Here is a 24,093-nt window from a genome sequence, read left to right on the forward strand (position 1 = left end):
AGGCAAGGCGCGGCGCTCTTGCAAAGTCAAAATGCTTAGCATACTATCTTTCTGACGGGAGAGCCGCTATCGGCCGCAGGCAAGCAAGGGAGAGGCGCGTCGTCATGGACGGATTGATGCAGAATGTGCCGCTGACGGTCGACCGCATCCTCGACCATGCCGCGGCATGGCACGGAGCCCGCGAAATCGTGTCGCGCGATGCCGAAGGACGGGTGGTCCGCTCGACCTATGCGGAGGTTCATGCCGATGCGAAACGCGTGTCGAATGCGCTCGCGGCCGAGGGCATCAAGCCCGGCGACCGCGTCGCGACGATGGCGTGGAACGGCGCCCGGCACCTTGCCGCCTGGTATGGCGCCGCCGGCATGGGCGCGGTGCTGCACACCCTCAACCCGCGGCTGTTCCTCGAACAGATCGCCTATATCGCGAACCATGCCGAGGACCGATTGCTGATCGCCGACCCGGCGGTCGCCGACCTGGTCGAAGCGCTGTTGCCGCAGGTGCCGTCGATCGAGAAGGTGATCTTTTTCTGCGACCGCGCTTCGCTGCCGAAGACCAGCTTCGATGCGGTTGCGTTCGACGACTGGATCGCCGGGCATTCGGCCGAATATGCTTGGGGCGGCTTCGACGAAAATGCTGCATGCGGGCTGTGCTACACCAGCGGCACGACGGGCAATCCGAAGGGCGTGCTCTATTCGCACCGCTCGAACTATATCCATGCGCTGATGACGTTGCAGCGCGACGCGCTCGCGCTGTCGGCGCGCGACACGGTGCTGCTCGTCGTGCCGATGTATCACGCCAATGCGTGGGGCGTCGTCTATTCGGCGCCGGCGGTCGGCGCGAAGCTCGTGCTGCCGGGGCAGCGAATGGACGGCGAATCCATCTATAATCTGATCGAGGCGGAGGGCGTCACTTACTCGGCGGCGGTTCCGACGGTGTGGCAGATGCTGCTGCAATATATGCAGGAGAATGGCAAGCGCTTCACGACGCTCGAGCGCGTGACGATCGGCGGTTCGGCCTGCCCCGAATCGCTGATCCGCACCTTCCGCGACGATTATGGCGTCGATGTCATCCAGGGCTGGGGGATGACCGAAACCTCGCCGCTCGGTACCGTATCGGTGCCGCACGCCTCGGTCGCCGCGAAGTCGGATGCCGAACAGATGGCCTATAAGCTCAAGCAGGGGCGGCTGCTCTGCGGGCTGGAAATGAAGCTGGTCGATGATGCCGGCAACCGCCTCCCGCACGATGGCAAGACTCCGGGCCGGCTGATGATCAAGGGGCCGACGATCGCGCGCGGCTATTTCGGCGGCGAGGGCGGCGACGTGCTCGACGCCGAGGGCTTTTTCGACACCGGCGACGTCAGCACGATCGACGGCGAAGGCTATATGCAGATCACCGACCGCGCGAAGGATGTCGTCAAATCGGGCGGCGAATGGATCAGCTCGATCGAGATCGAAAATATCGCGACGGGTCACGAGGCGGTCGCGATTGCAGCGGTGGTGGGCGTGTCGCATCCGAAATGGGACGAGCGGCCGATCCTGCTGTGCCAGCTCAAGGACGGCGCGAGCGCCTGCGCCGACGATCTCAGGGCATATCTCGACGGCAAGATCGCCAAATGGTGGATGCCCGACGACATCATCTTCGTCGAAGAAATCCCGCTCGGCCCGACCGGCAAGATCGACAAGAAGGCGATCCGCGTCGGGCTGGAGGGCTATGAGCTGCCGTTCGAGGCGAGCCGCTGACATGGTCCCCGATGATGAAATACTGCAAGCAGGAGAGAGACTGATGGACCCGAACGGGATCGAAGGGCTGGACGCGCAATTCATCGGCCGCGTGTCGCCGACCGCACCGCGGATTCAGGCGGGCGGACACCCGTGCCAAGGCATCTATTGGACCGAAAGCGGCAAGCGCCCGAAGGTCGCGATCATCGCGACGCACTATAATGTCGATTTCTCCGAACATTATATCGCGCCCTGGTTCGCGCGGCAGGGGTTTGGCTTTCTCGGCTGGAACACGCGCTATCGCGGCATGGAGGACCAGTTCCTGCTCGAACATGCGATTCTCGACATCGGCGTCGGCATGAAGTGGCTGAAGGAAGAAGCCGGCGTCGAGGCGATCGTCATCCTCGGCAATTCGGGCGGCGGCTCGCTGATGGGCGCCTATCAGGCCGAAGCGATCGCGCCGACCCTGACCGACCGCCTTCCGCCCGCGGGGCAGGACGCGCTGGCTGAGCTCGTCAAGGGCGACCTCTATATCAGCTTCAACGCGCACCAGGGACGGCCCGAGGTGCTGACCGACTGGATGGACGCGTCGGTGATCGACGAGAATGATCCGACGCTGACCGACCCCCAACTCGACCCCTTCAACCCCGACAATGGTCCGCCCTATTCGGACGCGTTCATCACGAAATATCGCGCCGCACAGCGCGCGCGCAACCAGCGGATCACCGACTGGGCGAAGGCAGAACTCAAGCGCCTTAACGCGGCGGGCATTCCCGACCGCATCTTTCCGATGTTCCGCTGCTGGGGCGACATCCGCTGCGTCGATCCGGCGATCGACCCGTCGGACCGCAAGCCCAACTGGTGCTATCGCGGCGACCCCGCGGTCGCCAACCGCACCCCGAGCATCGGGCGCGCGAACACGATTAAGACGTGGCTCAACATGTGGAGCCTCGAAACCTCGCCGTGCCAGGGGCAGCCGCACCTTGCGAAGCACGACACGCCGGCGCTCGTCGTCCAGGGAACGGCCGACACCGGCGTCTTCCCGAGCGATGCCCGCAAGATCTTCGATTTCCTCGGTTCGGCCGACAAGCAACTCGAACTGATCAAGGGCGCGCATTATTTCGAGGATTCGATCGAAGAGCGCCGGAACGCCGCCGATCTGGTCGGCGCGTGGATCAGGGAGAAGCTGTAAGTGGAAACGGCGGGTGCCGCCATCATCGACGATCTGCGCGGCGCCGGGCTGTCCGTCGCGAAGGGCGCGGTGCCCGAGCCGCTGACCGGTGGCGTGTCGTGCGACGTGTGGAAGGTCGCGACGGTGGACGGCCCGGTCGTGGTCAAGCGCCCGCTCGAACAGCTTCGCGTCGCCGCCGACTGGCACGCGCCGGTCGAGCGCGGCGCGAGCGAGGTGCGCTGGCTGCGCCGCGCGCGCGCCGTCGATCCGCGCATGGTGCCCGAAGTGCTCGCCGAACTGCCCGGCTATGGCTTTGCGATGCGCTTCATCCCCGGCGCGCCGGTATGGAAGGACGAACTGATCGCGGGGCGCGTCGATGCCGGTTTTGCCGCGGCGGTCGGCGCGCGGATCGCCGCGGTGCATGCTGCGACCGCGGGCGATGCCGCCGAGCGCGACGCGTTCCCGACCGATGCGATGTTTCGGGCGCTGCGCGTCGACCCTTTCCTGCTCTATGTCGCCGAGCATGACGCCGAACTCGCACCGGCGCTCCGCGCGCTCGCGGCGGATCTGTCGGAGCGCAAGATTGCGCTCGTCCATGGCGACGTCAGCCCCAAGAATATCCTGGTGGGCGCCGACGGCCCGGTGTTCCTCGACGCCGAATGCGCCGTCTATGGCGACCCGGCCTTCGATCTGGCTTTCTGTACGACGCATCTGTTGTTGAAGGCGGTGTGGCTCGGCGATGCGCGGCTGCGCGAAGCGGCAACGGCGATGGTTGCCGCCTATCGCGAAGGCATCGGCTGGGAAGAGGCCGCAGGCTTGCTGCTTCGCGCCGGAAAGCTCACCGCCGCGCTGCTGCTCGCGCGTGTCGAGGGCAAATCGCCCGCACCCTATCTGACCGATCCCGAGCATCGGCGCATCGTCCGCGACCAGGCGCGCGCGCTGCTTTTGACGCCCGCAGCGCTCGATGCGCTCGTCGCCAACTGGAAAAGGACTTTGAAATGACTTCGCGTATCGCCTCCGTCACCGGCCGCCAACTTTGGGATTCGCGCGGGCGGCCCACGGTCGAGGCCGAGGTGACGCTCGAATCGGGCGCAGTCGGTCGCGCGATCGCGCCGGCGGGTGCGTCGCGCGGCGCGCATGAAGCGATCGACCTGCGTGACGGTGGCACGGCGTTCGGCGGCTTCGGCGTCAATGGCGCGGTCGCGGGGATCGGCGCCGAGATTGCCGGCGCTATCGCGGGCATGGACGCGCGCGACCAGGCGGCGGTCGACAAGGCACTGTGCGACCTCGACGGGACGCTGAACAAGGCGCGGCTCGGCGCCAATGCCGTCGTCGCGGTGTCGATGGCGGTGCTTCATGCCGCTGCATCGGACGCACGCGAGCCCTTGTGGCGCTATCTGGCGGGCGGAAAGGCGGTGCGCATCCCGCTCCCCGAAATCCAGATTTTCGGCGGTGGCGCGCACGCCGGTCGGCGCACCGACGTGCAGGATTTCATGGTGATGTGCCCCAATGCCGGCAGTTTCCGCCGCGCGCTCGAGATCACGGGTGACGTTTATCGCGCGGCGGGCCGGTTGATGGAGGCGAAGGGGCCGCTGTCGGGGGTCGCCGACGAGGGGGGCTGGTGGCCCAATTTCGCGTCGAACGAGGACGCGCTCGATACGCTGACGCAGGCGATCGAGGCGAGCGGACATCGCGCCGGTGAGGATGTCTTCATCTCGCTCGACATCGCGGCGAACGAGTTCGGCGACGCGTCGGGTTACCGCCTCGCGCTCGACGACCGGCGCCTGTCGGGCGAGGACATGGCGGCGCGGATCGTCGAATGGGCGGGGCGCTATCCGATCCTGTCGATCGAGGACCCGGCGGGACAGGACGACTGGGCGACGATGGCGGCGGTGACCGCAGCGATCGGCGAGCGGGTGCAGATCATCGGCGACGATGTGCTCGTCACCGACGCGGCGCGGGTCGCGCGCGCGGGCGAAGCGGCGGTGTGCAATGCGGCGCTGATCAAGGTCAATCAGGTCGGCACGGTGACCGAGGCGAAGGCGGCGCTCGATGCGGCGGCGCAGCGCGGCTGGGGCACGATCGTCTCGGCGCGCTCGGGCGAGAGCGAGGACGTCACCATCGCGCACCTCGCGACCGGCTGGAACGCAGGGCAGTTGAAGGTCGGCAGCTTCACGCGTTCGGAGCGTATGGCCAAGTGGAACGAAATGCTGCGGATCGAGGAAGCGATGGGCGTCGGCGCTGAATATGCAGGATTTTCCGCTTTCGCCGCAACGATCGGGCGCGTCGCGGCATGATCGTTCTCCACGCCCGCCCGAGCCCCGGTTTTCGCGCTGCCGTCGATGCGATTTTCGGTCCCGGCACGGTCGTTCATGTCGACGAGGCCGCGCCGCTCGACGCGGTGGCTTCCGAAATTACCGCACTATTGCATGTGCTGACGCCGGTGACGGCGGAGTTCATCGCGTCGGCGCCCGAGCTCAGGTTGATCCAGAAGCTCGGTGTCGGAGTGAATACGATCGCGCTCGACGCGGCGCGCGAGGCGGGGGTCGCGGTATGCAACATGCCCGGCACCAACAGCCAGGCGGTCGCCGAAATGGCGCTGTCGCTGATGATGGCGGTGTTGCGCCGCACCTGCTTCTTCGACGCGCGCACCCGCGCGGGCGAGGGATGGACCGCCGATCCGTCCGAGCTCGATGCGGTCGGCGAAGTCGCCGGGCGCACCGTCGGGCTGGTCGGCTTCGGCCATTCGGCGCAGCGGCTCGCGCCGGTGCTCGCGGCGCTGGGGGCGAAAATCGTCTATACGACGCGCAGCGAAAAGGCGTTGCCCTATCAGTATTTGCCGCTCGATCGCTTGCTTGTGCAGAGCGACATCGTGTCGCTCCACATGCCGCTCACCGACGAGACGCGCGGGGCGATCGACCCGTTCGCGATGAAGAAGGGGGCGGTGCTGGTGAACACCGCGCGCGGCGAGCTGGTCGACGAGGCCGCACTCGTGCGCGCTCTCTCCACGGGGCATTTGCGCGGCGCGGGGCTCGACGTGTTCGGCGAGGAGCCGCTGCCGCGCGGCAATCCGCTGCTCGGCCTGCCGAATGTCGTGCTGGCGCCGCATATCGCGTGGCTGACGCCCGAAACGCTCGTCCGCAGCCTGACGGTCGCGTACGAAAATATCCGCCGGCTCGAGGCGGGCGAACCCTTGCTGCATCGGGTGGTATAAAATGATGTTCCGTCATTGCGAGCGAAGCGAAGCAATCCAGCCTGCGCGTAAACCGCTCTGGATTGCTTCGCTTCGCTCGCAATGACGAGCAAGCTAGGAATTTCTGATCATGACTCTTCCCATCGTCCTCGTCACCGGCCAGCTTCTTACCGAAGCCGTGTGGCAACCGCTGCTCGATGCGTGGGGCGACCGCGAGGTGATCGTCGCCGATAATCGCAGCGACGACAGGATCGAGGGTTTCGCGCGGCGCCTGCTCGACAATGCCCCGCCCGAATTCATCCTTGTCGCGCACGCGATGGGGGGCTTCGTCGCCTTCGAGGTGATGCGCCGCGCGCCCGAGCGCGTCGCGAAGCTCGCGCTGATTTCGACGCTCGCCTCGGCCGACGGCCCCGCGCAGACCGCGCGGCGGCAGGGCTATATCGACCTCGTGGAAAATGGTCGTTTCGATCAGGTGGTCGAGGAGCGCATCCCGATCCTGTTCCCCGAGGAAAAGCGCGGCGACGCGGCGCTGCTCGGCCTGGCACGGCGAATGGCGGCAGAGACCGGCGCCGAAGCCTTCCTCGCGCAGCAGCGCGCAATCATGGCCCGCATCGACAGCCGCCCGCGGCTCGGCGAAATTGCCGTGCCGACCTTGCTGATCTGGGGCGAGAAGGACGGCATCACGAGCCGCGCGCACCATGAGGAGATTTTGGAAGCGATCACGGGAGCGCGGTTGGAGGTGATCGCGGGGGCAGGGCATCTGCCGACCGTCGAGGCGCCCGAGGCCGTGGTGCCGCTGCTGACGGAATTCGTCGATCAATAATTTCCTGTCATTCCCGCGAAAGCGGGAATCCAGAGCGTACGCCGGTTGACCCGGCCCTGGATCCCCGCTTTCGCGGGGATGACAAATTTATTGAAGCTTCGATTATTTCAATTCCGCGCGCACCAGCGCCGCTCCGTCGACCATCGCCTTCAGCTTCGCCAGGCTATGCGCGCGGCTGTGATATTTCATGCCGCAGTCGGGAGCGATCCACAGCCGCTCGGCATCGACATGGCGCAGCGCCTCGCGGATGCGGCCGGCGACGACCTCGGGGGTTTCGACTTCGGGGATCGACAGGTCGAGAACACCGTACATGATCGTTTTGGTCGGCAATTCGGCGAGGATCGCGGGGTCGAGCCCGGGTTGCGCCGCCTCGATCGAGATCACGTCGATGTCCGACGCTTCGAGTTCGGCGAGGAAATCATAAGCCTTGGGCTTGGGCCCCGTCGCGCCCGCGCCATGATGGACCATCGCATAGCCGAAGCAGATGTGGAGCGCGGTCGTGCCCTCGACGCCGTCGAGTGCGCGGTTGATCGCCTCGATCGCATAGGCCTGCGCTGCATCGGCACGCGCCTGGAGATAGGGTTCGTCGAGCTGGACGACATCGACTCCCGCCGCGAACAGGTCCTTGACCTCGGCATTGACCGCGTCGGCATAGTCCATCGCGAGCGCCCGTGCGTCGGGATAATAGCCGTTTTCGGCTTGCTGCGTCATCGTGAAGGGGCCGGGCAGAGTGAGCTTGACCGGCTTCGTCGAATGGCGGCGGAGGAAGGTCGCATCCTGCGCCTCGATCGGAGCGAAGCGGCGGATTGGGCCGGAGACGAGCGGCACCGGATTCGCATTGCCGGTGCGGTCGATCGCGGTGCCGTGCTTTTCGGTGTCGATCCCCGCCAAGGCGGTCGCGAGGCGGTTCGAATAGCTTTCGCGGCGCATCTCGCCGTCGCCGACGATGTCGATGCCGACCTCTTCCTGATCGCGTATCGCCATCAGCGTCGCAGCTTCCTGCGCCTCGGCGAGCCACGGCGCAGGGATGCGCCACAGCGTTTCGGCGCGCACGCGCGGCGGCAGGCTGGCCTTCAGCCGCTCGCGGTCGATCAGCCAGTCGGGTTGGGGATAGCTTCCGACGATCGTCGTGGGCAATATGGGATGGTCGAACACGGCTGATCCTCTTGCATTTTGGGGCTGGTCAAACATTTGCTTAGTATTCTATCTAATTCAAGATCAAACTGAGGTTGGGAGAGCGAAATGATCGATCTGGACGCCATAAGGACGCTGGCCGACATCCCGGCGGCGCAGGCGAAAAAGCGGGGAAATGCCGTCGCGGTGAAGTTCGGCGTGCGCGAAACGAGCTTTGCCGAACTCGATGCGCGCTCGAACCGCGTCGCCAACGCGCTGATCGCGTCGGGCGTCGCGTCGGGCGACCGGGTGTCGGTGCTCACCAAGAACCACGACGCCTGGTATCCGCTCTTCTTCGGCACCGCGCGGGCGCGCGCCTGTCTCGCGCCGATCAACTGCCGCCTCGCGCCGGGCGAGGTCGCCTTCATCCTCGGCGATGCGGCGCCGAAGCTGCTCTTCGTCGGCGAGGATTTCTTCGAAACCGCGCTCGCGGCGGTGGCCGGTCTCGACAACAAGCCGCGCCTGATCGCGCTCTATGGGGCGCATCCCGCTTTCGAGCCGTTCGACGCATGGCTGGCCGATGCCCCGGCGACGCCGCCCGCCGACGCGCCGCGGCTCGCCGACGACGTGCTCCAGCTCTATACGAGCGGCACGACCGGGCGGCCGAAGGGCGTCGTGCTCGCCAACAAAAATTACCGCCGTTTCCTCGAAATGGCGACCGAGGTCGACGGCTTCGCCTATGGCGAGGACGAGACGGTGATGATCGTGATGCCGCTGTTCCACGTCGCGGGGACGAACGTCAGTTTCTCGGGGCTGGCGCAGGGCGGGCGGCTGGTGCTCGTCAAGGATTTTTCGGCCGCCGATGCGATCCGCATGATGAGCGAAGAACGGGTGGCGCACGCCTTCCTTGCCCCCGCGATGATCCAGATGATGCTCCAGCAGCCCGAGGCGGAGGCGGGCGACTATTCCGCGCTCCGCTCGATCGCCTATGGCGCCTCGCCGATCGCCCAGGATGTGCTGCGCCGCGCGCGCGCGACCTTCGGCTGCGATTTCGTGCAATTTTACGGCATGACCGAAAGCTCGGGCGGCGGCTCCTATCTGTCGCCCGCAGCGCACGATCTGCCGGGCAAGCTCACCTCATGCGGCAAGCCGTGGCCGCAGACCGAAATGGCGATCCTCGACGGCGAGGGGCGGCCGCTTGCGGATGGCGAGATCGGCGAAATCGCGATCCGCGGCGACATCGTGATGAAGGAATATTGGAACCGTGCGGAGGCGACCGCCGATACGGTGGTCGAGGGCTGGCTGCGCACCGGCGACGTCGGCTATCGCGACGCCGACGGCTTCTATTTCGTCCACGACCGGATCAAGGACATGATCGTGTCGGGCGGCGAGAATGTCTACCCGGCCGAGGTCGAAAGCGCGATCATGGGCTGTCCCGGCGTCGCCGACGTCGCGGTGATCGGGGTTCCCGACGACAAATGGGGCGAGGCGGTGAAGGCGCTGATCGTTCCGGCGGCGGGAGCGAGCGTCGAGCCCGCCGCGGTGATCGCCTGGGCTCGCGAACGCATCGCGGCCTACAAGGCGCCGAAAAGCGTCGAAATCATCGACGCCCTGCCGCGCAATCCGTCGGGCAAGGTTCTGCGCCGCGAACTGCGCGCGCCCTATTGGGAAGGACGCGAGCGGGCCGTGGGGTAGGGGGGCTCTGGGCGAACGACTGGTTGGGGGTGGTTAGCGGATGTTCCTCCCCGTGCCGGGGAGGACCCTTATGTCCGCTGCCGCCCGCAACCGGCCACCCTCAAAAAAAAGCCCGGCGCGAAGGCCGGGCCAGAGGAGTGCATCTGAACAGAATCATTCGGCCGGCACCGGCGTGCGGCCGGTGATCATGCCTTCGGCCTTGGTGCCGTCGGCGCGGACGGGGTCGTGCGCGACGTCGCTTTCGTCGAACACCTTGGTCCACGCCGCGAATTCGAGGCACACGCCATCGGGGTCGAAGAAATAGACCGAGCGCACGAAGACGTCGTCGTTGACTTCGTCCGAGGATTGCGTCGGCGAATTGTCGTGGTTCAGGATCTTGGTGACCTTGACGCCCTTTTCGACGAGCCGGTTATAATATTCATCGAAGCGTTCGGCGGGAACGTTTATCGCGATATGGTTCATCGACCCGTGCGCCGACATGAAATTGCCTTGCGTCGGCAGCGCTTCGGGCGCCGAAATACCGGGGACGGCCTCGGGCGCGCCCTTGAACCAGAAGAAGGCGAGGCTGTCGCCGTTGCCGATGTCGAAGAAGAAATGCTGGCCGCGGCCGCCGGGAAGGTCGATCGTCTTGGTCAGCGGCATGCCGAGCAGGTCGCGGTAGAATTCGACCGTCCTCGCCATGTCCTTGCACACCAGCGCGAGGTGGTTGACCCCGCAAAATTCGAATTCCTTGTTCGCTTCTGCCATCGTCCGTCTCCTTTGCGTCTTAGCCGGGATTGGCGCTCGGCCGGACCTTCATGCCTTCGAACCAGCGCAGTATATTCCTGTTCGCGGGGTCGAGCGGCTGACCGACGCCCGCGCCGAAATCGAGGAAGGCGAAGAGCATGATGTCGGCAAGCGTCAGCCGGTCGCCTGCGATATAGTCGCGGCCGGCGATCAGCGGGTCGAGCCATTTGAGCCCGTCCTGCGCGACCGCCTTCAGCCCCGCCGCGGCTTCGGGAAGGCAGCGCATCCGCGGTTCGAACAGCGGCAAGCCCTCGGCGAAGCGGAAGCCGTTGGTCAGCGGCTCGCAGATCTTGAGGTCGACGCGGCGCGTCCACATGCGGGTCTTGGCGCGCTCCTCCGCCGTCGTGCCTATCAGCGCCGGATCGGGGAAGCGTTCCTCGAGATATTCGCAGATCGCGGTGATTTCGGTGAGCACCGAGCCGTCGTCGAGTTCGAGCGCCGGCGTCTGCCCCGCGGGATTGACCTCGCTGTTATAGGGTGCGCGCCGGTTCTCGCCGCCGCGCAGATCGACCTCGACCTGCGGCAGTTCGATTCCCTTTTCCGCCATGAACAAGGTCACGACGCGGGGATTGGGGCCGACCGAATTATAGAATTTCATGGCCATCCTCTCGGTGATCCTTCTATCGGATCGCGCGCAAACTGTCAATTAGATTGACGGTTTGAGTCTGTCCTCATTCAGACTTCGATCGCGGCGCGCTCAGGAAGTCGGCGGCATCGAAGCCTTCGGGCGCCGCGACCTCGACGATCGGGTCTTCGCGTGCGTCATATTCCATGCGCAAGGCGCGGGTGATCACCGCATGCATGTCGTAGAGGCAGGTGATGTAAGTGAATTCGAAAATCTGCTCGTCGGTCCAGAAGCTCTTGAGCTTGTCGAACACTTCGGTCGGAACGCGCCCGCCCGCCTGGCTCAGGCAGTCGGCATAGGCGAGTACCGCGCGCTCCTGATCGTTATAGCATTCGGCGACCGTCCAATAAGGAACCGCCGCGATTTTCTCCTCGCTGACGCCGAGGCCGCGCAGCGACTTGCAATGCTGCGAAAAGACGAACTGGCTGCCCTTCACCCAGCCGGCGCGCGTCTGGCCGAGCTCGCGCAGCACCGGGTCGATCGAGCGCGCGGGGTTGCGATAGACGGCGAAGCCGTCGACCGCATGTTTGAAGATGTCGGGCGACAGCGCGTAGACTGTCCACCAGTCGCCGGGCGTGCCGGTCGCGGTGCCGGGCTCGGCCACCGGATCGCGGTCGCCGAACAGGCGCTGGTAATAGGCGAGGACGGTTTCGTCGGTGACGTCGGCGCGGGGCACCTGGCGCAACACGGGCATATCTTACTCCTCAGGCGTCGGCATATTTGCGAAAGGCGGCGACGTGGGCGCTATCGAAATATTCGTCGAGGCGGGCGATCTTGCCGTCCTTGACCGCACAGACGATCGCGCAGGGCAGGCGCACCTCGACCTCGTCCTGCACGCGCTTTCCCTTCAGCACATGCTGCTGGACGAAGCCGCCGGGAAAGGTGATCAGCCGGCGGTCGGCATATTCGCGATCCTTGATCCGCGCGACCATGCCGGTCAGCGTCTGTGCGGTCTGCGCGGGGGTGACGATCTTTTCGTCGGTGTTGTGCCAGATCGCGGCGTCGGGGGCGAAGCTGCTTTGCATGGTTTCGATGTCGCCCGCCTCGATCGCGTCGAAAAAGCGCGTCGCCATCGCGCGGATGTCGTCCTGTTCGGTCATATGCCTTTCTCCCTTGGCCTGCTGCCGGTCATTCGGCGAAATCCTTTTCGAGATGGCGCGTCATCGCATATTGCGCGAGGCCAGCGGCGAGCGCGAAGGGCAGGATGGCCATCAGCGCCCAGCGCAGGCTGTCGTCGCCATGCACAGGCTTGAGCGCGTCGCTGACCATGCCGATGAAGAGCGGGCCGAGGCCGAGGCCGACGATGTTGAACATCAGCATCAGCACCGCGGCCGCGGTCGCGCGGCTGCGCGGCGGGGTCAGATTCTGGACCAGCGCGAGCGCCGGCGCGACATAGGCGGTGCAGGCGGCCATCGGGGCGAGCATCAACGCCAGCGAAACCTGCCAGCTGCCCGCGAGCAGCGCAGCGGCGAAGGTCGGGATCAGGATCGCGGTCGCCAGCGCCGGAATCGTCCCATAGGCGCGCGGCGATCGCTTCGCGGCACGGCTGACGAGCCAGCCGCCGCCCAAAATACCAATGCCGAACGTGATGCCCGCGGCGGGTGCGAACCAGGTTGCCATCGCGTCGAGGGGCATCCCCTGCGTCCGCATCAGGAAAGCGGGAATCCAGTTGAGCATGCCATAGCTGACGAAGGCGGCAAGCCCGCTGCCGATCATCACCATGCGCAGCGAGCGGCGGCGCACGAACATCGCGAGGCTCTGGCCGAAGGGCAGCGCTTCGTCGGCGGGCCTGCCCGTGTCCATCGCGCCGCGCGCGGGCTCGCGCACCAGCCAGATGAGTAGCGGCGCGACGACGATGCCGACGATGCCGATGACCAGAAAGGCATGGCGCCAGCCGATGTGCGCCGCCGCCCACGCGCCGAAGGCGGCGCCGACGAAGACGCCGAACGGGCCGTTCAGCGTGAACAGGCCGATCGCGAGCGGGCGCCGGTCGGGGGGATAGAGATCGGCGATCACCGAAAGCGAGGGCGCGGTGCCGCCCGCCTCGCCCGCGCCGACGCCGAAGCGCATCAGTGCGAGCTGCCAGAAATTCGACACCAGCCCGCAAGCGGCGGTGAAGCCGCTCCACACGATGCAGGCGATGCCGATCAGTTTCACGCGGTTCCAGCGGTCGGCGATCATCGCGACCGGCACCCCCATCGCGGCATAGAAGAGTGCGAAGGCAAGGCCGGTGAGCAGGCCGAATTGCGTGTCGCTGAACCGCATGTCGGCGCGGATCGGTTCGACGAGCACCGACAGGAGCTGGCGGTCGACGAAGTTGATCGTGCCGACGAGGAACAGCATCGCCAGCGCGACGCCGCGCCGCGCGGTCATGGCGCGGCCGGACGGCGCGGCGCCCGCTTCGATCGCGGTGGCTTGCGTCATGGCTCTCCCCAAATTGGTGCGATTCTCGTTTCTCGGAAATGCTTAGGTATTTAAGTTTATCTGTCAATGTGCTTTACGATGGGACGCAAACCAAGATGGGAGAGTGTGATGGAGATCAAGGGAAAGCGCGCGATCGTGACCGGGGCAGCAGGCGGCATCGGCCGCGCGACCGCGGTGCTGCTCGCGGCGCGCGGCGTGGCCGAGATCGCGCTGGTCGATGTCAAGGAAGAGGCGCTTGCCGAAACCGCGCACCTCGTCGAAGCGGAGGGTGCCCGCGCGATGGCGCACGCGCTCGACCTCTCCGACATCCCGGCGACCGAAGCCTGGTTCAAGGTGCATGGCGATGTCGACATATTGCACAATAATGCGGGCGTCGTATCGGGCTTGCCGCAATTCCCCGATGTCGATGCGGCGCGGATCAGGTGGATCGTCGATGTCAATCTGACCTCGCTGGTCGCGGCGACGCAGATCGCGGTGCAGGCGATGAAGGCGCGCGGGGGCGGGGTGATCGTCAACACCGTATCGACGGTCGCGCTCGGCACCGGATTCTACGACGCGATGTATGCGACGACCAAGGCGGCGGTGATGATGTTCACGCGCTGCTGCGCGCCCCTGAAGGACGAATGCAATGTCCGTGTCGCGGGGATGCTCCCGGGGCTCGTCGCAACGCCGATCCTCGACACCACGGGCGCGGGCGGCAAGTCCGAGTGGATGAAGCAGGTGCTCGCGAACAACGAGGCGTGCGAACCCGAGGATATTGCCGCCGGCGTGATCCGGCTGATCGAGGACGACGGGCTGGCGGGCGGCGACTGGGTTGCCGTCCGGCGGCTCGGGGGCAGGATCGACTATCAGTGGGGCCACGCCGGCACCGTTTGAGCCGCCGCCCCCGCCAGGCGGTCAGCGCGTCGGCGCGGCGAGCATATTCTGGCCGAACAGGTTCGACCATTGCTCCTCGGTCAGCACCGGGCGCGCGCTCGACAGGTTGGCGGCATTTTTGATGCCGGTTCCGGCGATGACCGCGGGACGCTCGGCGATCCGTTCGAACCACGCCGCGACGGCGGGGAAATCTTCGAGCGAAAGGCCGATCGCGCCAGTCGCGCGCGCCCATGGCCACGTCGCAATGTCGGCGACGCTATACTCCTCGGCCAGATAGTCGGCTTCGCGCAGGCGGCCATCGAGAACGTGGAGCAGCCGGATCGTCTCGTTGCGATAGCGTTCGACGGGATAGTCCTGCCCCTCGGGCGCGTAGCGGATGAAATGATGCGCCTGTCCCTGCATCGGGCCGAAACTGGCCATCTGCCACATCAGCCATTGCTGCGCCTGACTGCGGCGGCGTGGATTTTCGGGAAGCAATTGTCGCGATTTCTCCGCCAGATAGAGCAGGATCGCGCCGCTCTCGAACACCGGCAGCGGCGCGCCGCCGCCGATGGGATCGTGATCGACGATCGCGGGCAGCCGCCCGTTCGGGTTGATGCGGCGATATTCGGGCGTCAGATGGTCGCCCGCGAGCACGTCCATCTTGAGCAACCGGTGGGGCAGTCCGGTCTCCTCGAGCATGATCGAGACTTTGTGGCCGTTGGGGGTCGGGGTGAAATAGACGTCGATCATCGCGGCCGCACCAGTGGGCATCGTCAGAATTTGAACCCGGCCTCGACCGAGATGTTGCGCGCCGGTTCCAGGTAGAGGATCGCGCGCGACACCGAGGTAATCGGGAAGGGCAGGCGGAAGGCGCTTCCCGTTGTGAGTTCGTTGGTCAGATTCTTGCCGACGAGCGCGAGATGCCAGCGTTCGTCCCGATCCGAGAGCTGAACGCGCAGGTCGAGCTTCACATAGCCCTTCTGCAAGCCGTAGATCGGGCTCTGGTCGTCGGAGTCGAAATATTTCGACCGGCCCGCGGCGACGCCGGTGATGTCGAGTTTCAGGTCGTTCGCAAATTCGATGCGGCCGTGCGCGGTGACGCTGCCGGTCCATTTCGACGTATAGGCAGGGCTGTAACCGGCGAGGTTGTTGGTCGCCGGGGTGCAGGTCGCGGGCTGCGACGCAAGGCAGGCCGCGCCCGGATAATCGTCATATTTGATATCCTGATAGGCACCCGAGGCGGTGATGTCGAAATTGCGGAAGGGGAAAAGGCTGAGCGATCCCTCAATGCCCTTCGACGTCGCGCTTGCTGCATTGCCGGTCAGATAGCTCGACGAGGCGGGCTGATAGACCGACACCTGCAGATCCTTGAACTGCGTCTTGTAGACCGACAGGTTCGCGACGACCGCGCCGCCCGCCAGCGTCGACTTGATACCCGCTTCATAGTTGGTCGAGCGTTCGGGCTCGAAGGTGAAGGTGGCGTCGGTGGTGCCGAGCGTGTTCGATACGAAGCCGCCCGACTTCGACCCGCGGCCATAGGTCGCATAGAGCATCACCTGCCGCGCGATGTCATATTGCAGTGTGATCGAGGGATCGACATTGCCTTCGCTGATCGAACCCTCGGCGCTCGAAATCGGACGGATCGCGAACGGACCATAGACGAGGTGCGAGGCGAAGCTGCCGTCCTTGCTCGTGTGCGTATAACGCAGGCTGCCGATCGCCCGGAAGGCGTCGGTGATGTTCAGCGTGCCCTGGCCGAACACCGACCAGCTTTCGGCCTTTTGTTTGAACCGGCTGTCGATGCGGCCGAAATAGGGGCTGCCGAACAGATCCTCGATGTCGAAGCCCTGGAGCTGATCGAGCCTGTAGTTCGAATGGTCGTAATAGACGCCGGCGATGAACTCGAAGGTGCGGCCCGTCGGCGACAGGATGCGCAGTTCCTGCGAGAATTGGTCGAAGCGTTCGGGGAAGCTGTTGTAAACCGAATTGTTGGTTACCGCACCGCCGCTGTTCGGGATCGTCTGGTCGAAACCGTTGACGATGTTGGCGTTGAACCAGCTGTAGCCGGTCACCGAGGTCAGCGTATAGTCGCCGAGCGCGATATTGCCGGTGCCCGACAGCATGACCGACTCGGTCTGCGTTCCCTCGTCGCCGAGCGCCGAGCGTTCGAGGTAGCGGTTGGTGTGCGGGTCCTGCGGGCTGTCGAGCGGACTCGACACGGTGATGCCGCCGATCACGTCCTTATTCGCATATTCGGCCTTCACCATATAGTCGAAGTCGGTCGAAGGTTCCCATTTGAGCGTCAGGCGCGCGAGCTGCTGGCGGATTTCGGGATCGTCGTGATCGGTCGCGCGATTATAGATATAGCCGTCCTGTTGGACGATCTTGTACGCGAGACGCGCGCTCAGCGTCTCGCTGATCGGTCCCGAAACATAGCCCGAGACGTCGACGCCTTTCTGGTCGAAATTATAGAGCGCGGTGAACTCGCCTTCGGGCGTGCTCGTCGGGCCGGCCGATACGACGCTGACGGCGCCCGCGGCGGTGTTCTTGCCGAACAAGGCGCCCTGCGGGCCGCGCAGTACCTCGACGCGCTGAAGGTCGAAGAAGGGCGCCTGCGCCTGGCGCGAGCGGCCGGCATAGACGCCGTCGACATAGAGCGAGACCGACTGGTCGAAGGCGAAATTGGCCGGTGGCGAGCCGAAGCCGCGAATATAGATGACGTCGTTGCCCGCGGTCGACTGAACGAAGACGTTCGGGGTGTAGTTCATCACCGATTTGATGTCGTTCGAGTTGAAGTCGGCGAGCTTTTGCCCGCTGACCACTTCCATCGAGATCGGCACGTCCTGCAGGCTCTGCTCGCGCTTTTGCGCGGTGACGATGATCTCGTTGGCATTGTCTTGCTGCGCGAGCGGTGCGTCCGCCGCGGCGTCCTGCGCCATCGCCGGGGCGGCCGCCATCAGCATCGCGCCCGTCGCGGCGCCCGACAGCAGAATCCTGTTCAGAGCCTTCATCTGGAACCCTCCCTATCCTTATGGTGTCGGCGTTACCGGGATGCGGGTCCCGATCCGTCAATCTGATTGACCCTTAGTATACTAATGGTTTTATGCTGTCCATAGCATTGGAAGGGGATTCGCAAGATGGACGATGAAAAATTTGGTGGCCCGGCCGCTGCGCTCGCGAGCCGCCATCTTTGCACGGTCGAGTTCGAAGTCGGCGGTGGAATCGTGGCGCTCGGCACATCGCCCTTCGGCGATCACCGGCTCGGCTATATCAGCGGCGGGCGGTTTTTCGGGCCGCGAATCAATGGTGTGGTCCTGCCGGGCGGCGGCAATTGGTCACGCGGCGGACGGCTCGGCGACGCGGCTTCGGTCGGCACCTTCGATGCGCGCGCGGTGTGGCAGACCGACGATGGCGAGCTCATCTATCTCTCCTACACGGGGCGCAGCGTGATCCCCGACGACGTCCGGGCGACTTTCGCCGATCCGGGCCGGCCCGACGCGGACCCGTCGCGCTATTATCTGCGAATCGCCCCCGTTTTCGAAACCGCGAGCGCCGAATATGGCTGGCTCAACGGTCTCCTGGCGGTCGGCGTCGGCGAACGCACCGATTTCGGGGTGCGCCACGTCCTCCACGAAATTCTTTGATGTCCGCGCCGGCGACGTCCGAAGCGCTTCGCGCTTGAAGCCGCGCGCCTTCGTCTCTATGTGCCCCGCGAGCGCGGTCCGTTTTAGGGGCCGCACAGCTTTTCGGGAAATATGATGTCCAGCCTCTTTACCTTCCTGCTCGTCGTCCAGGCCGTGATCGCGGCGGCGATGATCGGCGTCATCCTGATGCAGAAGTCGGAAGGCGGCGGCCTGGGCGTCGGCGGCAGCCCGGCGGGCCTGCTTTCGGCGCGCGGTGCGGCGGACTTCATGACCCGCGCGACGACTGTCCTCGCGACGCTGTTCGTCGGCCTCTCGATCGTGCTCGCGGCGATGGCCTCGGTCGGGCGCAGCGGTTCGACGATCGACACGTCGCTGTCGAAGACCGCGCAGCAGCAGTCGGGCAGCGCGAGCGGCTCGCTCACCGGCGCGGCACCGGCGCAGGCACCGGCAAGCGACGATCCGCTCGCCGCCGCAGCAGCGGCGGCGAACCAGCCCGCTGAGGCGCCGGCAGAGAGCGCTCCCGCAAAGCAATAGGCCGGCGGCTCGCACCTTCGGCTCCACCCCGCGCGGCGGAAAATATTTCGCCGCATGTGATTCGACGGCTTGCGCCGTCACCCTCCTATTGAGTAAGTCTTTCCTCCCATGGCGCGGTTCATTTTCATCACCGGCGGCGTGGTCTCCTCCCTTGGCAAAGGTCTGATGGCGGCAAGCCTCGCGGCCCTGTTGCAGGCGCGGGGATTTCGCGTGCGCATTCGCAAGTTCGATCCCTATCTGAACGTCGATCCGGGGACGATGTCGCCCTATCAGCACGGCGAGGTCTATGTGACCGACGATGGCGCCGAAACCGACCTCGACCTGGGCCATTACGAGCGCTTCACCGGTGTCGCGGCGCGGCAGAGCGACAACGTCACGTCGGGCCGCATCTATCAGCAGATCATCACCAAGGAACGCCGCGGCGACTATCTGGGCGCGACGGTGCAGGTGATCCCGCACGTCACCGACGCGATCAAGGAATTTGCGCAGGCCGACACCGACGACCTCGATTTCGTGCTGTGCGAGATCGGCGGGACGGTCGGCGACATCGAATCCTTGCCCTTCATCGAGGCGATCCGCCAGTTGAGGAACGAGATCGGGCGCGAAAATTCGGTCTCGGTCCACGTCACTTTGGTCCCCTATATCGCCGCCGCGGGCGAGCTGAAGACCAAGCCGACGCAGCACAGCGTGCGCGAACTCGCCTCGCTGGGCGTCCAGCCCGACATCCTGCTCTGCCGCTGCGAAAAGCCGCTGCCCGACAGCGAGCGCGCGAAAATCGCGCAATTCTGCAATGTGCGCAAGGAAGCGGTGATCCCGGCGCTCGACGCCGATTCGATCTATTCGGTGCCGGTGCAATATCATGGCGAGGGGCTGGACAGCGAGGTGCTGCGCGCCTTCGGCATTCACGATGCGCCCGATCCCGACCTGACGCGCTGGTACGACATCATGGACCGCAAGCGGCATCCCGAGGGCGAGGTGACGATCGGAGTCGTCGGCAAATATGTCTCGCTGCCCGACGCCTACAAGAGCCTCAACGAAGCGCTCGTTCACGGCGGCATGGCGAACCGGGTCAAGGTCAACATCCGCTGGCTCGACGCCGAGATGTTCGAAAAGGGCGAGGAGGATCTTGTCGCCAAGCTCGAACCGATGCACGGCATCCTGGTCCCCGGCGGCTTCGGCGAGCGCGGGTCCGAAGGCAAGATCGCGAGCGTCAAATTCGCGCGCGAACGCGGTGTGCCCTTCCTCGGCATCTGCCTCGGCATGCAGATGGCGTGCATCGAGGCGGCGCGCAACACGAGCGGCATCGCCGACGCGTCGAGCACCGAATTCGGCCCGACCGACGAGCCGGTCGTCGGCCTGATCACCGAATGGATGAGCGACGAGGGACTGCAAAAGCGCGGCGCCGATACCGATCTCGGCGGTACGATGCGCCTCGGCGCCTATGAAGCGAAGCTGTCGCCGAACAGCCATGTCGCGAGCATCTATGGGGCGAACGACATCAGCGAGCGTCACCGGCACCGCTACGAGGTCAACGGCGCCTATCGCGACCGGCTGGAAAAAGGCGGCCTGGCCTTTTCAGGCCTGTCGCCCGATGGCATGTTGCCCGAAATCGTCGAGCGGCCCGACCATCCCTGGTTCATCGGGGTGCAGTTCCATCCCGAACTGAAGTCGAAGCCGTTCGATCCGCATCCGCTGTTCAAGGGGTTCGTCGAGGCGGCGGTGAAGCAGAGCCGGCTGGTATAGCCGGAAAAAAGGGGCTGTGGGGACATGGATTTCGCGAAACTCGCCGCGCTTCAGGACCCCGACAGCATCTTTTCCGGGCTCGGCCCCGCCGATTGGGACGACATCGCCGCCCGCGCGGTGCAGATCAGCTTCAAGCGCGGCAAGGAATTGCTCGTCCAGGGCGAACCCGGCGACAGCCTGCTCATCCTGACCGAAGGCAGCGCGCGCGTGTCGATGCTGACCGCGAACGGGCGCGAAATCGTGCTCGCCTATGCCGAGCCGGGCGCGGTGCTCGGCGAGATCGCGCTGCTCGACGGCGGCGAGCGCACCGCGTCGGTGATCGCGACGAGCGCGGGGAGCGCGCTCCAGCTCGGGCGCAACGCGATGCGCGATTTCGCGGCGAGCCATCCCGAATTCGCCTGGTCGCTGATGGGCCAGCTCGCGCGGCGGCTGCGCACCGCCGACCAGACGATCGAAAGCGACCGTGCCTATGCCTCGGGCCCGCGGCTCGCGCGCTATCTGAAGCGCCTGCTGCGCAAGGACGTCGAAACCGCGCAGCGCGTCGAGCTCAGCCAGACCGAACTCGGCAATTTTGCAGGCATGAGCCGCGAACATATCAACCGCCAGCTGCGGGCGTGGGAGGAATCGGGGGTGATCGCGCTCGAACAGGGCCGCGTGCGTGTGCTGGACCCCGACATGCTCGAGGATATCAGCGAAAGCGAGGGGTGAGGGGGCAGACCCTTCCCACGTCGTCCGGCAGCTGCTAGGCGCCCGCGCCATGTCCAGCACGCACCCAGACCGCCGCACCTTCGCCATCATCTCTCACCCCGACGCGGGCAAGACGACCTTGACCGAGAAGCTGCTCGTCGCGGGCGGCGCGATCCACATGGCGGGCGAGGTGAAGGCGCGCGGGGCCGCGCGGCGCGCGCGCTCCGACTGGATGAAGATCGAGCAGCAGCGCGGCATCTCGGTCACATCCTCCGTGATGACCTTCGAGCACGCCGGGCTGGTCTTCAACCTGCTCGACACGCCGGGGCACGAGGATTTCAGCGAGGATACCTATCGCACGCTCACCGCGGTCGACAGCGCGGTGATGGTGATCGACGCCGCGAAGGGTATCGAGCCGCAGACGCTGAAGCTGTTCGAGGTGTGCCGCCTGCGCTCGGTGCCGATCCTCACCTTCGTCAACAAGGTCGACCGCGAAGGCCTGCCGCCGTTCGAACTGCTCGACGAGGTTGCCGACCGGCTTGCGCTCGACGTCTGTCCGATGAACTGGCCGGCAGGCATGGGTGGGACGTTCGAGGGGATTTACGATCTCGTCGATCCGGCGCTGATGCTGCCCGACAAGGCCGATGCGTCGCGCATGTATGCGGGCGAGCGGCTGCCGGTGGCGGGGCTCGACGATCCGGCGCTCGCCGCGAAGCTGTCGCCCGGCGCGCTCGCGCATCTCAAGGAGGAAACCGAACTCGCGTCGGCCTGCTATGCGCCCTTCGACGTCGCGGCCTATCGGAACGGCGACCTGACGCCCGTCTATTTCGGCTCGGCGCTCAAGGAATTCGGGGTCGAGGATCTGCTGAACGCGCTCGCGGCGCACGCGCCGGGTCCGCAGCCGCAGCCGGCCGAGCCGGCGCCGGTCGACCCGGACGACGCCGCCGTGACCGGCTTCGTTTTCAAGGTGCAGGCGAACATGAACCCCGCGCACCGCGACCGCATCGCCTTCATGCGGCTGTGCTCGGGCAAGTTCGAGCGCGGGATGCGGCTGACGCAGGGCGGGACGGGGAAGGCGATCGCGATCAGCCGCCCGATGCTCTTCCTCGCGCAGGACCGCGACATGGCCGAGGAAGCATGGCCCGGCGACATCATCGGCATTCCGAACCACGGCACCTTGCGCGTCGGCGACACGCTGTCCGAGCGCAGCGACGTCACGATCACCGGCCTGCCGAACTTCGCGCCCGAAATCCTGCGCCGCGTCGCGCTCGTCGATCCGACCAAGACCAAGCAACTGAGGAAGGCGCTCGACGACATGGCCGAGGAGGGGATCATCCAGGTCTTCTATCCCGAAATAGGCGCCAATATGATCGTGGGTGTCGTCGGCCAGCTCCAGCTGGACGTGCTCATCAGTCGGCTCGAGGCCGAATATAAGGTAGAGGCCAAGCTCGAGGCGAGCCCGTGGGATACCGCGCGCTGGATCGCGAGCGACGATCCGGTGGCGCTGAAGGCGTTTCAGGCCGACCACCGCGGTGCGGCCGCGACCGACCGCGATGGCGCGCCGGTGTTCATGGCGAAGGATGCGTGGGAAGTCGGCTATGTGACCCAGCGCCACCCCGCCATTCGCTTCACCGCGACCAAGGAGCGGCGGTTCGCGGCGGTTGATTGATCGCCATCCCGGCTTTCGCCAAGATGGCCGGTTGATCGGAACTCGCACAAAGCCACGAAGCCACAAAGATTCCCTCTTTGTCGTTCGTGTTGAGCTTGTCGAAGCACCGTCCTTCTTGTGGCGTCAGAGAAAGAGCGGCCCCCTTCGACTGCCTGCCAAGGCAGGCGCTCAGGACAGGCTTCGACAAGCTCAGGGCGAACGGATTTTTGCGAGTCTTTGTGGCTTCGTGGCTTTGTGCGAATCAAATCAAACTCAACAGATCGGCCCGCTCCGCCGCTTCTCCCTCATCCTCTTCGCCCTCGAACCTGCTCAGCGTCACCCCCAGCAGCCTGATACCCTGTTCGACGGGGAGCAGCGGCGCGAGGATCGCTTCGCCGGCCGCAAGCAGGCCCGCGCCGTCCTTGATCGCGAACGGCACCGATTTCGCGCGCGTGATCGTCTTGAAATCGGCGTAGCGCAGCTTGAGCGTCACCGTCCTCCCGCGCGCGTGCCTTTTCGCGGCGCGGTCCCAAACGACGGTGCAGACATGCGCGAGCGCCTCGCGGATTTCGGTATCGGTGACGAGGTCGTTGAAGAAGGTCCGTTCGCCGCCGAGCGATTTGAGCGGCCGGTTCGACCTGACCCGTCGATGGTCGATCCCGCGCGCAAGATTGTGGAGCCATTCGGCGCTGTTTCCGAAATGCGCCGTGAGCCAGCCCATGTCCTTCGCGGCGAGATCGGCACCCGAATAGATGCCGAGCCCCTCCATCTTCGCCGCGGTTACCGGGCCGATGCCGTGGAAGCGGCGGATCGACAGCGTCTGGACAAAGGCGGCGCCCTTGCCCGGCGGGATGATTGTCAGCCCGTCGGGCTTGTTCTGGTCCGACGCGAGCTTGGCAATGAACTTGTTGTAGGACACGCCCGCCGAGGCGGTGAGGCCGGTTTCGGCGAGAATGCGGCGGCGGATCGCCTTCGCCGCCGCGGTCGCGCTGCCGAGCGCCGCCTTGTCGCGCGTGACGTCGAGATAGGCCTCGTCGAGCGACAGCGGTTCGACCTCGTCGGCATAATCGCGGAAGATCGCGCGGATCTGATGCGAGATGTCGCGATAGACCTCGAAACGTGGCGGCACGAAAATAAGCTCGGGGCACTGGCGCTTCGCGGTAATGCTCGGCATCGCCGACCGCACGCCGAACTTGCGCGCCTCATAGGAGGCCGCGGCAACGACGCCGCGCCGCGACGAGCCCCCGACCGCGACCGGACGACCGCGCAAGCTGCGGTCGTCGCGCTGCTCGACCGATGCGTAAAAGGCGTCCATATCGACATGGATGATCTTGCGGACCGGTGCGTCCGCCGCGACTCCATCGCCTGATCCATCGTCCGTCACGCGCGCGAAATAGCATGTTGCCACGATGTTCTCAATCGCGCCCGCGC

At 65.7% G+C, this 24,093-nt stretch carries 22 protein-coding genes; 13 read left to right on the forward strand and 9 right to left on the reverse strand.

Features of this window, described 5'->3' with window-relative positions; all coding sequences use genetic code 11:
* The first annotated feature begins 104 nt into the window (after nucleotides 1-104).
* The 6 genes from CHB69_RS02330 (at nucleotide 105) to CHB69_RS02355 (ending at nucleotide 6,905) form a co-directional block, all read left to right on the forward strand.
* Nucleotides 105-1,739: a long-chain-fatty-acid--CoA ligase gene (locus tag CHB69_RS02330; protein WP_089214339.1), complete on the forward strand. Its 1,635-nt coding sequence runs from the start codon at nucleotides 105-107 to the stop codon at nucleotides 1,737-1,739.
* 43 nt (nucleotides 1,740-1,782) lie between these two features.
* Nucleotides 1,783-2,910 (forward strand): alpha/beta hydrolase, encoded by a 1,128-nt coding sequence (locus CHB69_RS02335; RefSeq protein WP_089214340.1) that lies wholly within the window; start codon nucleotides 1,783-1,785, stop codon nucleotides 2,908-2,910.
* Nucleotides 2,911-3,891, forward strand: a complete 981-nt coding sequence (locus CHB69_RS02340) for a phosphotransferase family protein (RefSeq protein WP_089214341.1) — start codon at nucleotides 2,911-2,913, stop codon at nucleotides 3,889-3,891.
* Entirely contained in the window at nucleotides 3,888-5,186 is a 1,299-nt protein-coding gene (gene eno / locus CHB69_RS02345) for a phosphopyruvate hydratase (protein ID WP_089214342.1), read from the forward strand. The genes CHB69_RS02340 and eno overlap by 4 nt, the downstream gene beginning before the upstream one ends.
* Nucleotides 5,183-6,103 (forward strand): 2-hydroxyacid dehydrogenase, encoded by a 921-nt coding sequence (locus CHB69_RS02350; protein ID WP_089214343.1) that lies wholly within the window; start codon nucleotides 5,183-5,185, stop codon nucleotides 6,101-6,103. Before eno ends, CHB69_RS02350 begins: the two co-directional genes overlap by 4 nt.
* 109 nt (nucleotides 6,104-6,212) lie before the next feature.
* Complete coding sequence (locus CHB69_RS02355; RefSeq protein WP_089214344.1) at nucleotides 6,213-6,905, forward strand: alpha/beta fold hydrolase; 693 nt, start codon at nucleotides 6,213-6,215, stop codon at nucleotides 6,903-6,905.
* Nucleotides 6,906-7,007: 102 nt separating this feature from the next.
* On the opposite strand, the gene CHB69_RS02360 is transcribed toward CHB69_RS02355, so the two are convergent.
* Complete coding sequence (locus CHB69_RS02360; RefSeq protein ID WP_425442395.1) at nucleotides 7,008-8,096, reverse strand: uroporphyrinogen decarboxylase family protein; 1,089 nt, start codon at nucleotides 8,094-8,096, stop codon at nucleotides 7,008-7,010.
* 51 nt (nucleotides 8,097-8,147) lie between these two features.
* On the opposite strand from CHB69_RS02360, the gene CHB69_RS02365 reads away from it, so the two are divergent.
* Complete coding sequence (locus CHB69_RS02365) at nucleotides 8,148-9,713, forward strand: long-chain-fatty-acid--CoA ligase (protein ID WP_089214346.1); 1,566 nt, start codon at nucleotides 8,148-8,150, stop codon at nucleotides 9,711-9,713.
* A 153-nt stretch (nucleotides 9,714-9,866) separates the two neighbouring features.
* On the opposite strand, the gene CHB69_RS02370 is transcribed toward CHB69_RS02365, so the two are convergent.
* The 5 genes from CHB69_RS02370 to CHB69_RS02390 all read right to left on the reverse strand — a co-directional run bounded on the left by CHB69_RS02370 (nucleotide 9,867) and on the right by CHB69_RS02390 (nucleotide 13,548).
* Nucleotides 9,867-10,460, reverse strand: a complete 594-nt coding sequence (locus CHB69_RS02370; RefSeq protein ID WP_089214347.1) for a VOC family protein — start codon at nucleotides 10,458-10,460, stop codon at nucleotides 9,867-9,869.
* Between the two features lie 19 nt (nucleotides 10,461-10,479).
* Complete coding sequence (locus CHB69_RS02375; RefSeq protein ID WP_245836467.1) at nucleotides 10,480-11,103, reverse strand: glutathione S-transferase family protein; 624 nt, start codon at nucleotides 11,101-11,103, stop codon at nucleotides 10,480-10,482.
* A 67-nt stretch (nucleotides 11,104-11,170) separates the two neighbouring features.
* On the reverse strand, nucleotides 11,171-11,818 hold the full coding sequence (locus tag CHB69_RS02380) for a carboxymuconolactone decarboxylase family protein (RefSeq protein ID WP_089214348.1): 648 nt from the start codon (nucleotides 11,816-11,818) through the stop codon (nucleotides 11,171-11,173).
* 10 nt (nucleotides 11,819-11,828) lie between these two features.
* Nucleotides 11,829-12,224 carry a nuclear transport factor 2 family protein gene (locus CHB69_RS02385; RefSeq protein WP_089214349.1) on the reverse strand — a complete coding sequence of 132 codons (396 nt, stop codon included), beginning with the start codon at nucleotides 12,222-12,224 and terminating at the stop codon, nucleotides 11,829-11,831.
* A gap of 28 nt (nucleotides 12,225-12,252) precedes the next feature.
* Nucleotides 12,253-13,548: a spinster family MFS transporter gene (locus CHB69_RS02390; RefSeq protein WP_089214350.1), complete on the reverse strand. Its 1,296-nt coding sequence runs from the start codon at nucleotides 13,546-13,548 to the stop codon at nucleotides 12,253-12,255.
* A 108-nt stretch (nucleotides 13,549-13,656) separates the two neighbouring features.
* On the opposite strand from CHB69_RS02390, the gene CHB69_RS02395 reads away from it, so the two are divergent.
* Nucleotides 13,657-14,424, forward strand: coding sequence for an SDR family NAD(P)-dependent oxidoreductase (locus CHB69_RS02395; RefSeq protein WP_170935402.1), 768 nt, complete (start codon nucleotides 13,657-13,659; stop codon nucleotides 14,422-14,424).
* A gap of 21 nt (nucleotides 14,425-14,445) precedes the next feature.
* Here CHB69_RS02395 and CHB69_RS02400 read toward each other — a convergent pair whose 3' ends face one another.
* A complete protein-coding gene (locus CHB69_RS02400; RefSeq protein WP_089214765.1) occupies nucleotides 14,446-15,156 on the reverse strand; it encodes a glutathione S-transferase N-terminal domain-containing protein in 711 nt (236 codons plus the stop codon).
* Nucleotides 15,157-15,179: 23 nt separating this feature from the next.
* Nucleotides 15,180-17,417, reverse strand: a complete 2,238-nt coding sequence (locus CHB69_RS02405; protein ID WP_089214352.1) for a TonB-dependent receptor — start codon at nucleotides 17,415-17,417, stop codon at nucleotides 15,180-15,182.
* Between the two features lie 126 nt (nucleotides 17,418-17,543).
* On the opposite strand from CHB69_RS02405, the gene CHB69_RS02410 reads away from it, so the two are divergent.
* From CHB69_RS02410 to CHB69_RS02430, 5 genes are all read left to right on the forward strand, one after another.
* The gene (locus tag CHB69_RS02410) at nucleotides 17,544-18,050 is read left to right on the forward strand and encodes a DUF3237 domain-containing protein (protein ID WP_089214353.1); all 507 of its coding nucleotides are present in this window, start codon (nucleotides 17,544-17,546) and stop codon (nucleotides 18,048-18,050) included.
* A gap of 111 nt (nucleotides 18,051-18,161) precedes the next feature.
* A complete protein-coding gene (secG, locus tag CHB69_RS02415) occupies nucleotides 18,162-18,584 on the forward strand; it encodes a preprotein translocase subunit SecG (protein ID WP_089214354.1) in 423 nt (140 codons plus the stop codon).
* A 108-nt stretch (nucleotides 18,585-18,692) separates the two neighbouring features.
* A complete protein-coding gene (locus CHB69_RS02420) occupies nucleotides 18,693-20,327 on the forward strand; it encodes a CTP synthase (protein ID WP_089214355.1) in 1,635 nt (544 codons plus the stop codon).
* Nucleotides 20,328-20,351: 24 nt separating this feature from the next.
* Nucleotides 20,352-21,035 (forward strand): Crp/Fnr family transcriptional regulator, encoded by a 684-nt coding sequence (locus CHB69_RS02425; RefSeq protein WP_089214356.1) that lies wholly within the window; start codon nucleotides 20,352-20,354, stop codon nucleotides 21,033-21,035.
* Nucleotides 21,036-21,084: 49 nt separating this feature from the next.
* Nucleotides 21,085-22,683, forward strand: coding sequence for a peptide chain release factor 3 (locus tag CHB69_RS02430; protein WP_089214357.1), 1,599 nt, complete (start codon nucleotides 21,085-21,087; stop codon nucleotides 22,681-22,683).
* A gap of 241 nt (nucleotides 22,684-22,924) precedes the next feature.
* Here the strand turns inward: CHB69_RS02430 and dinB are convergent, their stop codons facing one another.
* The gene (dinB, locus tag CHB69_RS02435; protein ID WP_281252635.1) at nucleotides 22,925-24,046 is read right to left on the reverse strand and encodes a DNA polymerase IV; all 1,122 of its coding nucleotides are present in this window, start codon (nucleotides 24,044-24,046) and stop codon (nucleotides 22,925-22,927) included.
* Nucleotides 24,047-24,093: the final 47 nt, after the last annotated feature.

It is taken from the genome of Sphingopyxis indica (assembly GCF_900188185.1).
GTDB classification, from domain to species: domain Bacteria; phylum Pseudomonadota; class Alphaproteobacteria; order Sphingomonadales; family Sphingomonadaceae; genus Sphingopyxis; species Sphingopyxis indica.

What these genes read in the sequence shown, in the direction of transcription:
- CHB69_RS02330 (WP_089214339.1), top strand. Translation starts at nt 105, where the DNA reads ATGGACGGATTGATGCAGAATGTGCCGCTGACGGTCGACCGCATCCTC.
- CHB69_RS02335 (WP_089214340.1), top strand. Translation starts at nt 1,783, where the DNA reads ATGGACCCGAACGGGATCGAAGGGCTGGACGCGCAATTCATCGGCCGC.
- eno (WP_089214342.1), top strand. Translation starts at nt 3,888, where the DNA reads ATGACTTCGCGTATCGCCTCCGTCACCGGCCGCCAACTTTGGGATTCG.
- CHB69_RS02350 (WP_089214343.1), top strand. Translation starts at nt 5,183, where the DNA reads ATGATCGTTCTCCACGCCCGCCCGAGCCCCGGTTTTCGCGCTGCCGTC.
- CHB69_RS02355 (WP_089214344.1), top strand. Translation starts at nt 6,213, where the DNA reads ATGACTCTTCCCATCGTCCTCGTCACCGGCCAGCTTCTTACCGAAGCC.
- CHB69_RS02360 (WP_425442395.1), bottom strand. Translation starts at nt 8,096, where the DNA reads ATGTTTGACCAGCCCCAAAATGCAAGAGGATCAGCCGTGTTCGACCAT.
- CHB69_RS02365 (WP_089214346.1), top strand. Translation starts at nt 8,148, where the DNA reads ATGATCGATCTGGACGCCATAAGGACGCTGGCCGACATCCCGGCGGCG.
- CHB69_RS02370 (WP_089214347.1), bottom strand. Translation starts at nt 10,460, where the DNA reads ATGGCAGAAGCGAACAAGGAATTCGAATTTTGCGGGGTCAACCACCTC.
- CHB69_RS02375 (WP_245836467.1), bottom strand. Translation starts at nt 11,103, where the DNA reads ATGGCCATGAAATTCTATAATTCGGTCGGCCCCAATCCCCGCGTCGTG.
- CHB69_RS02380 (WP_089214348.1), bottom strand. Translation starts at nt 11,818, where the DNA reads ATGCCCGTGTTGCGCCAGGTGCCCCGCGCCGACGTCACCGACGAAACC.
- CHB69_RS02385 (WP_089214349.1), bottom strand. Translation starts at nt 12,224, where the DNA reads ATGACCGAACAGGACGACATCCGCGCGATGGCGACGCGCTTTTTCGAC.
- CHB69_RS02390 (WP_089214350.1), bottom strand. Translation starts at nt 13,548, where the DNA reads ATGACGCAAGCCACCGCGATCGAAGCGGGCGCCGCGCCGTCCGGCCGC.
- CHB69_RS02395 (WP_170935402.1), top strand. Translation starts at nt 13,657, where the DNA reads ATGGAGATCAAGGGAAAGCGCGCGATCGTGACCGGGGCAGCAGGCGGC.
- CHB69_RS02400 (WP_089214765.1), bottom strand. Translation starts at nt 15,156, where the DNA reads ATGATCGACGTCTATTTCACCCCGACCCCCAACGGCCACAAAGTCTCG.
- CHB69_RS02405 (WP_089214352.1), bottom strand. Translation starts at nt 17,417, where the DNA reads ATGAAGGCTCTGAACAGGATTCTGCTGTCGGGCGCCGCGACGGGCGCG.
- CHB69_RS02410 (WP_089214353.1), top strand. Translation starts at nt 17,544, where the DNA reads ATGGACGATGAAAAATTTGGTGGCCCGGCCGCTGCGCTCGCGAGCCGC.
- secG (WP_089214354.1), top strand. Translation starts at nt 18,162, where the DNA reads ATGATGTCCAGCCTCTTTACCTTCCTGCTCGTCGTCCAGGCCGTGATC.
- CHB69_RS02420 (WP_089214355.1), top strand. Translation starts at nt 18,693, where the DNA reads ATGGCGCGGTTCATTTTCATCACCGGCGGCGTGGTCTCCTCCCTTGGC.
- CHB69_RS02425 (WP_089214356.1), top strand. Translation starts at nt 20,352, where the DNA reads ATGGATTTCGCGAAACTCGCCGCGCTTCAGGACCCCGACAGCATCTTT.
- CHB69_RS02430 (WP_089214357.1), top strand. Translation starts at nt 21,085, where the DNA reads ATGTCCAGCACGCACCCAGACCGCCGCACCTTCGCCATCATCTCTCAC.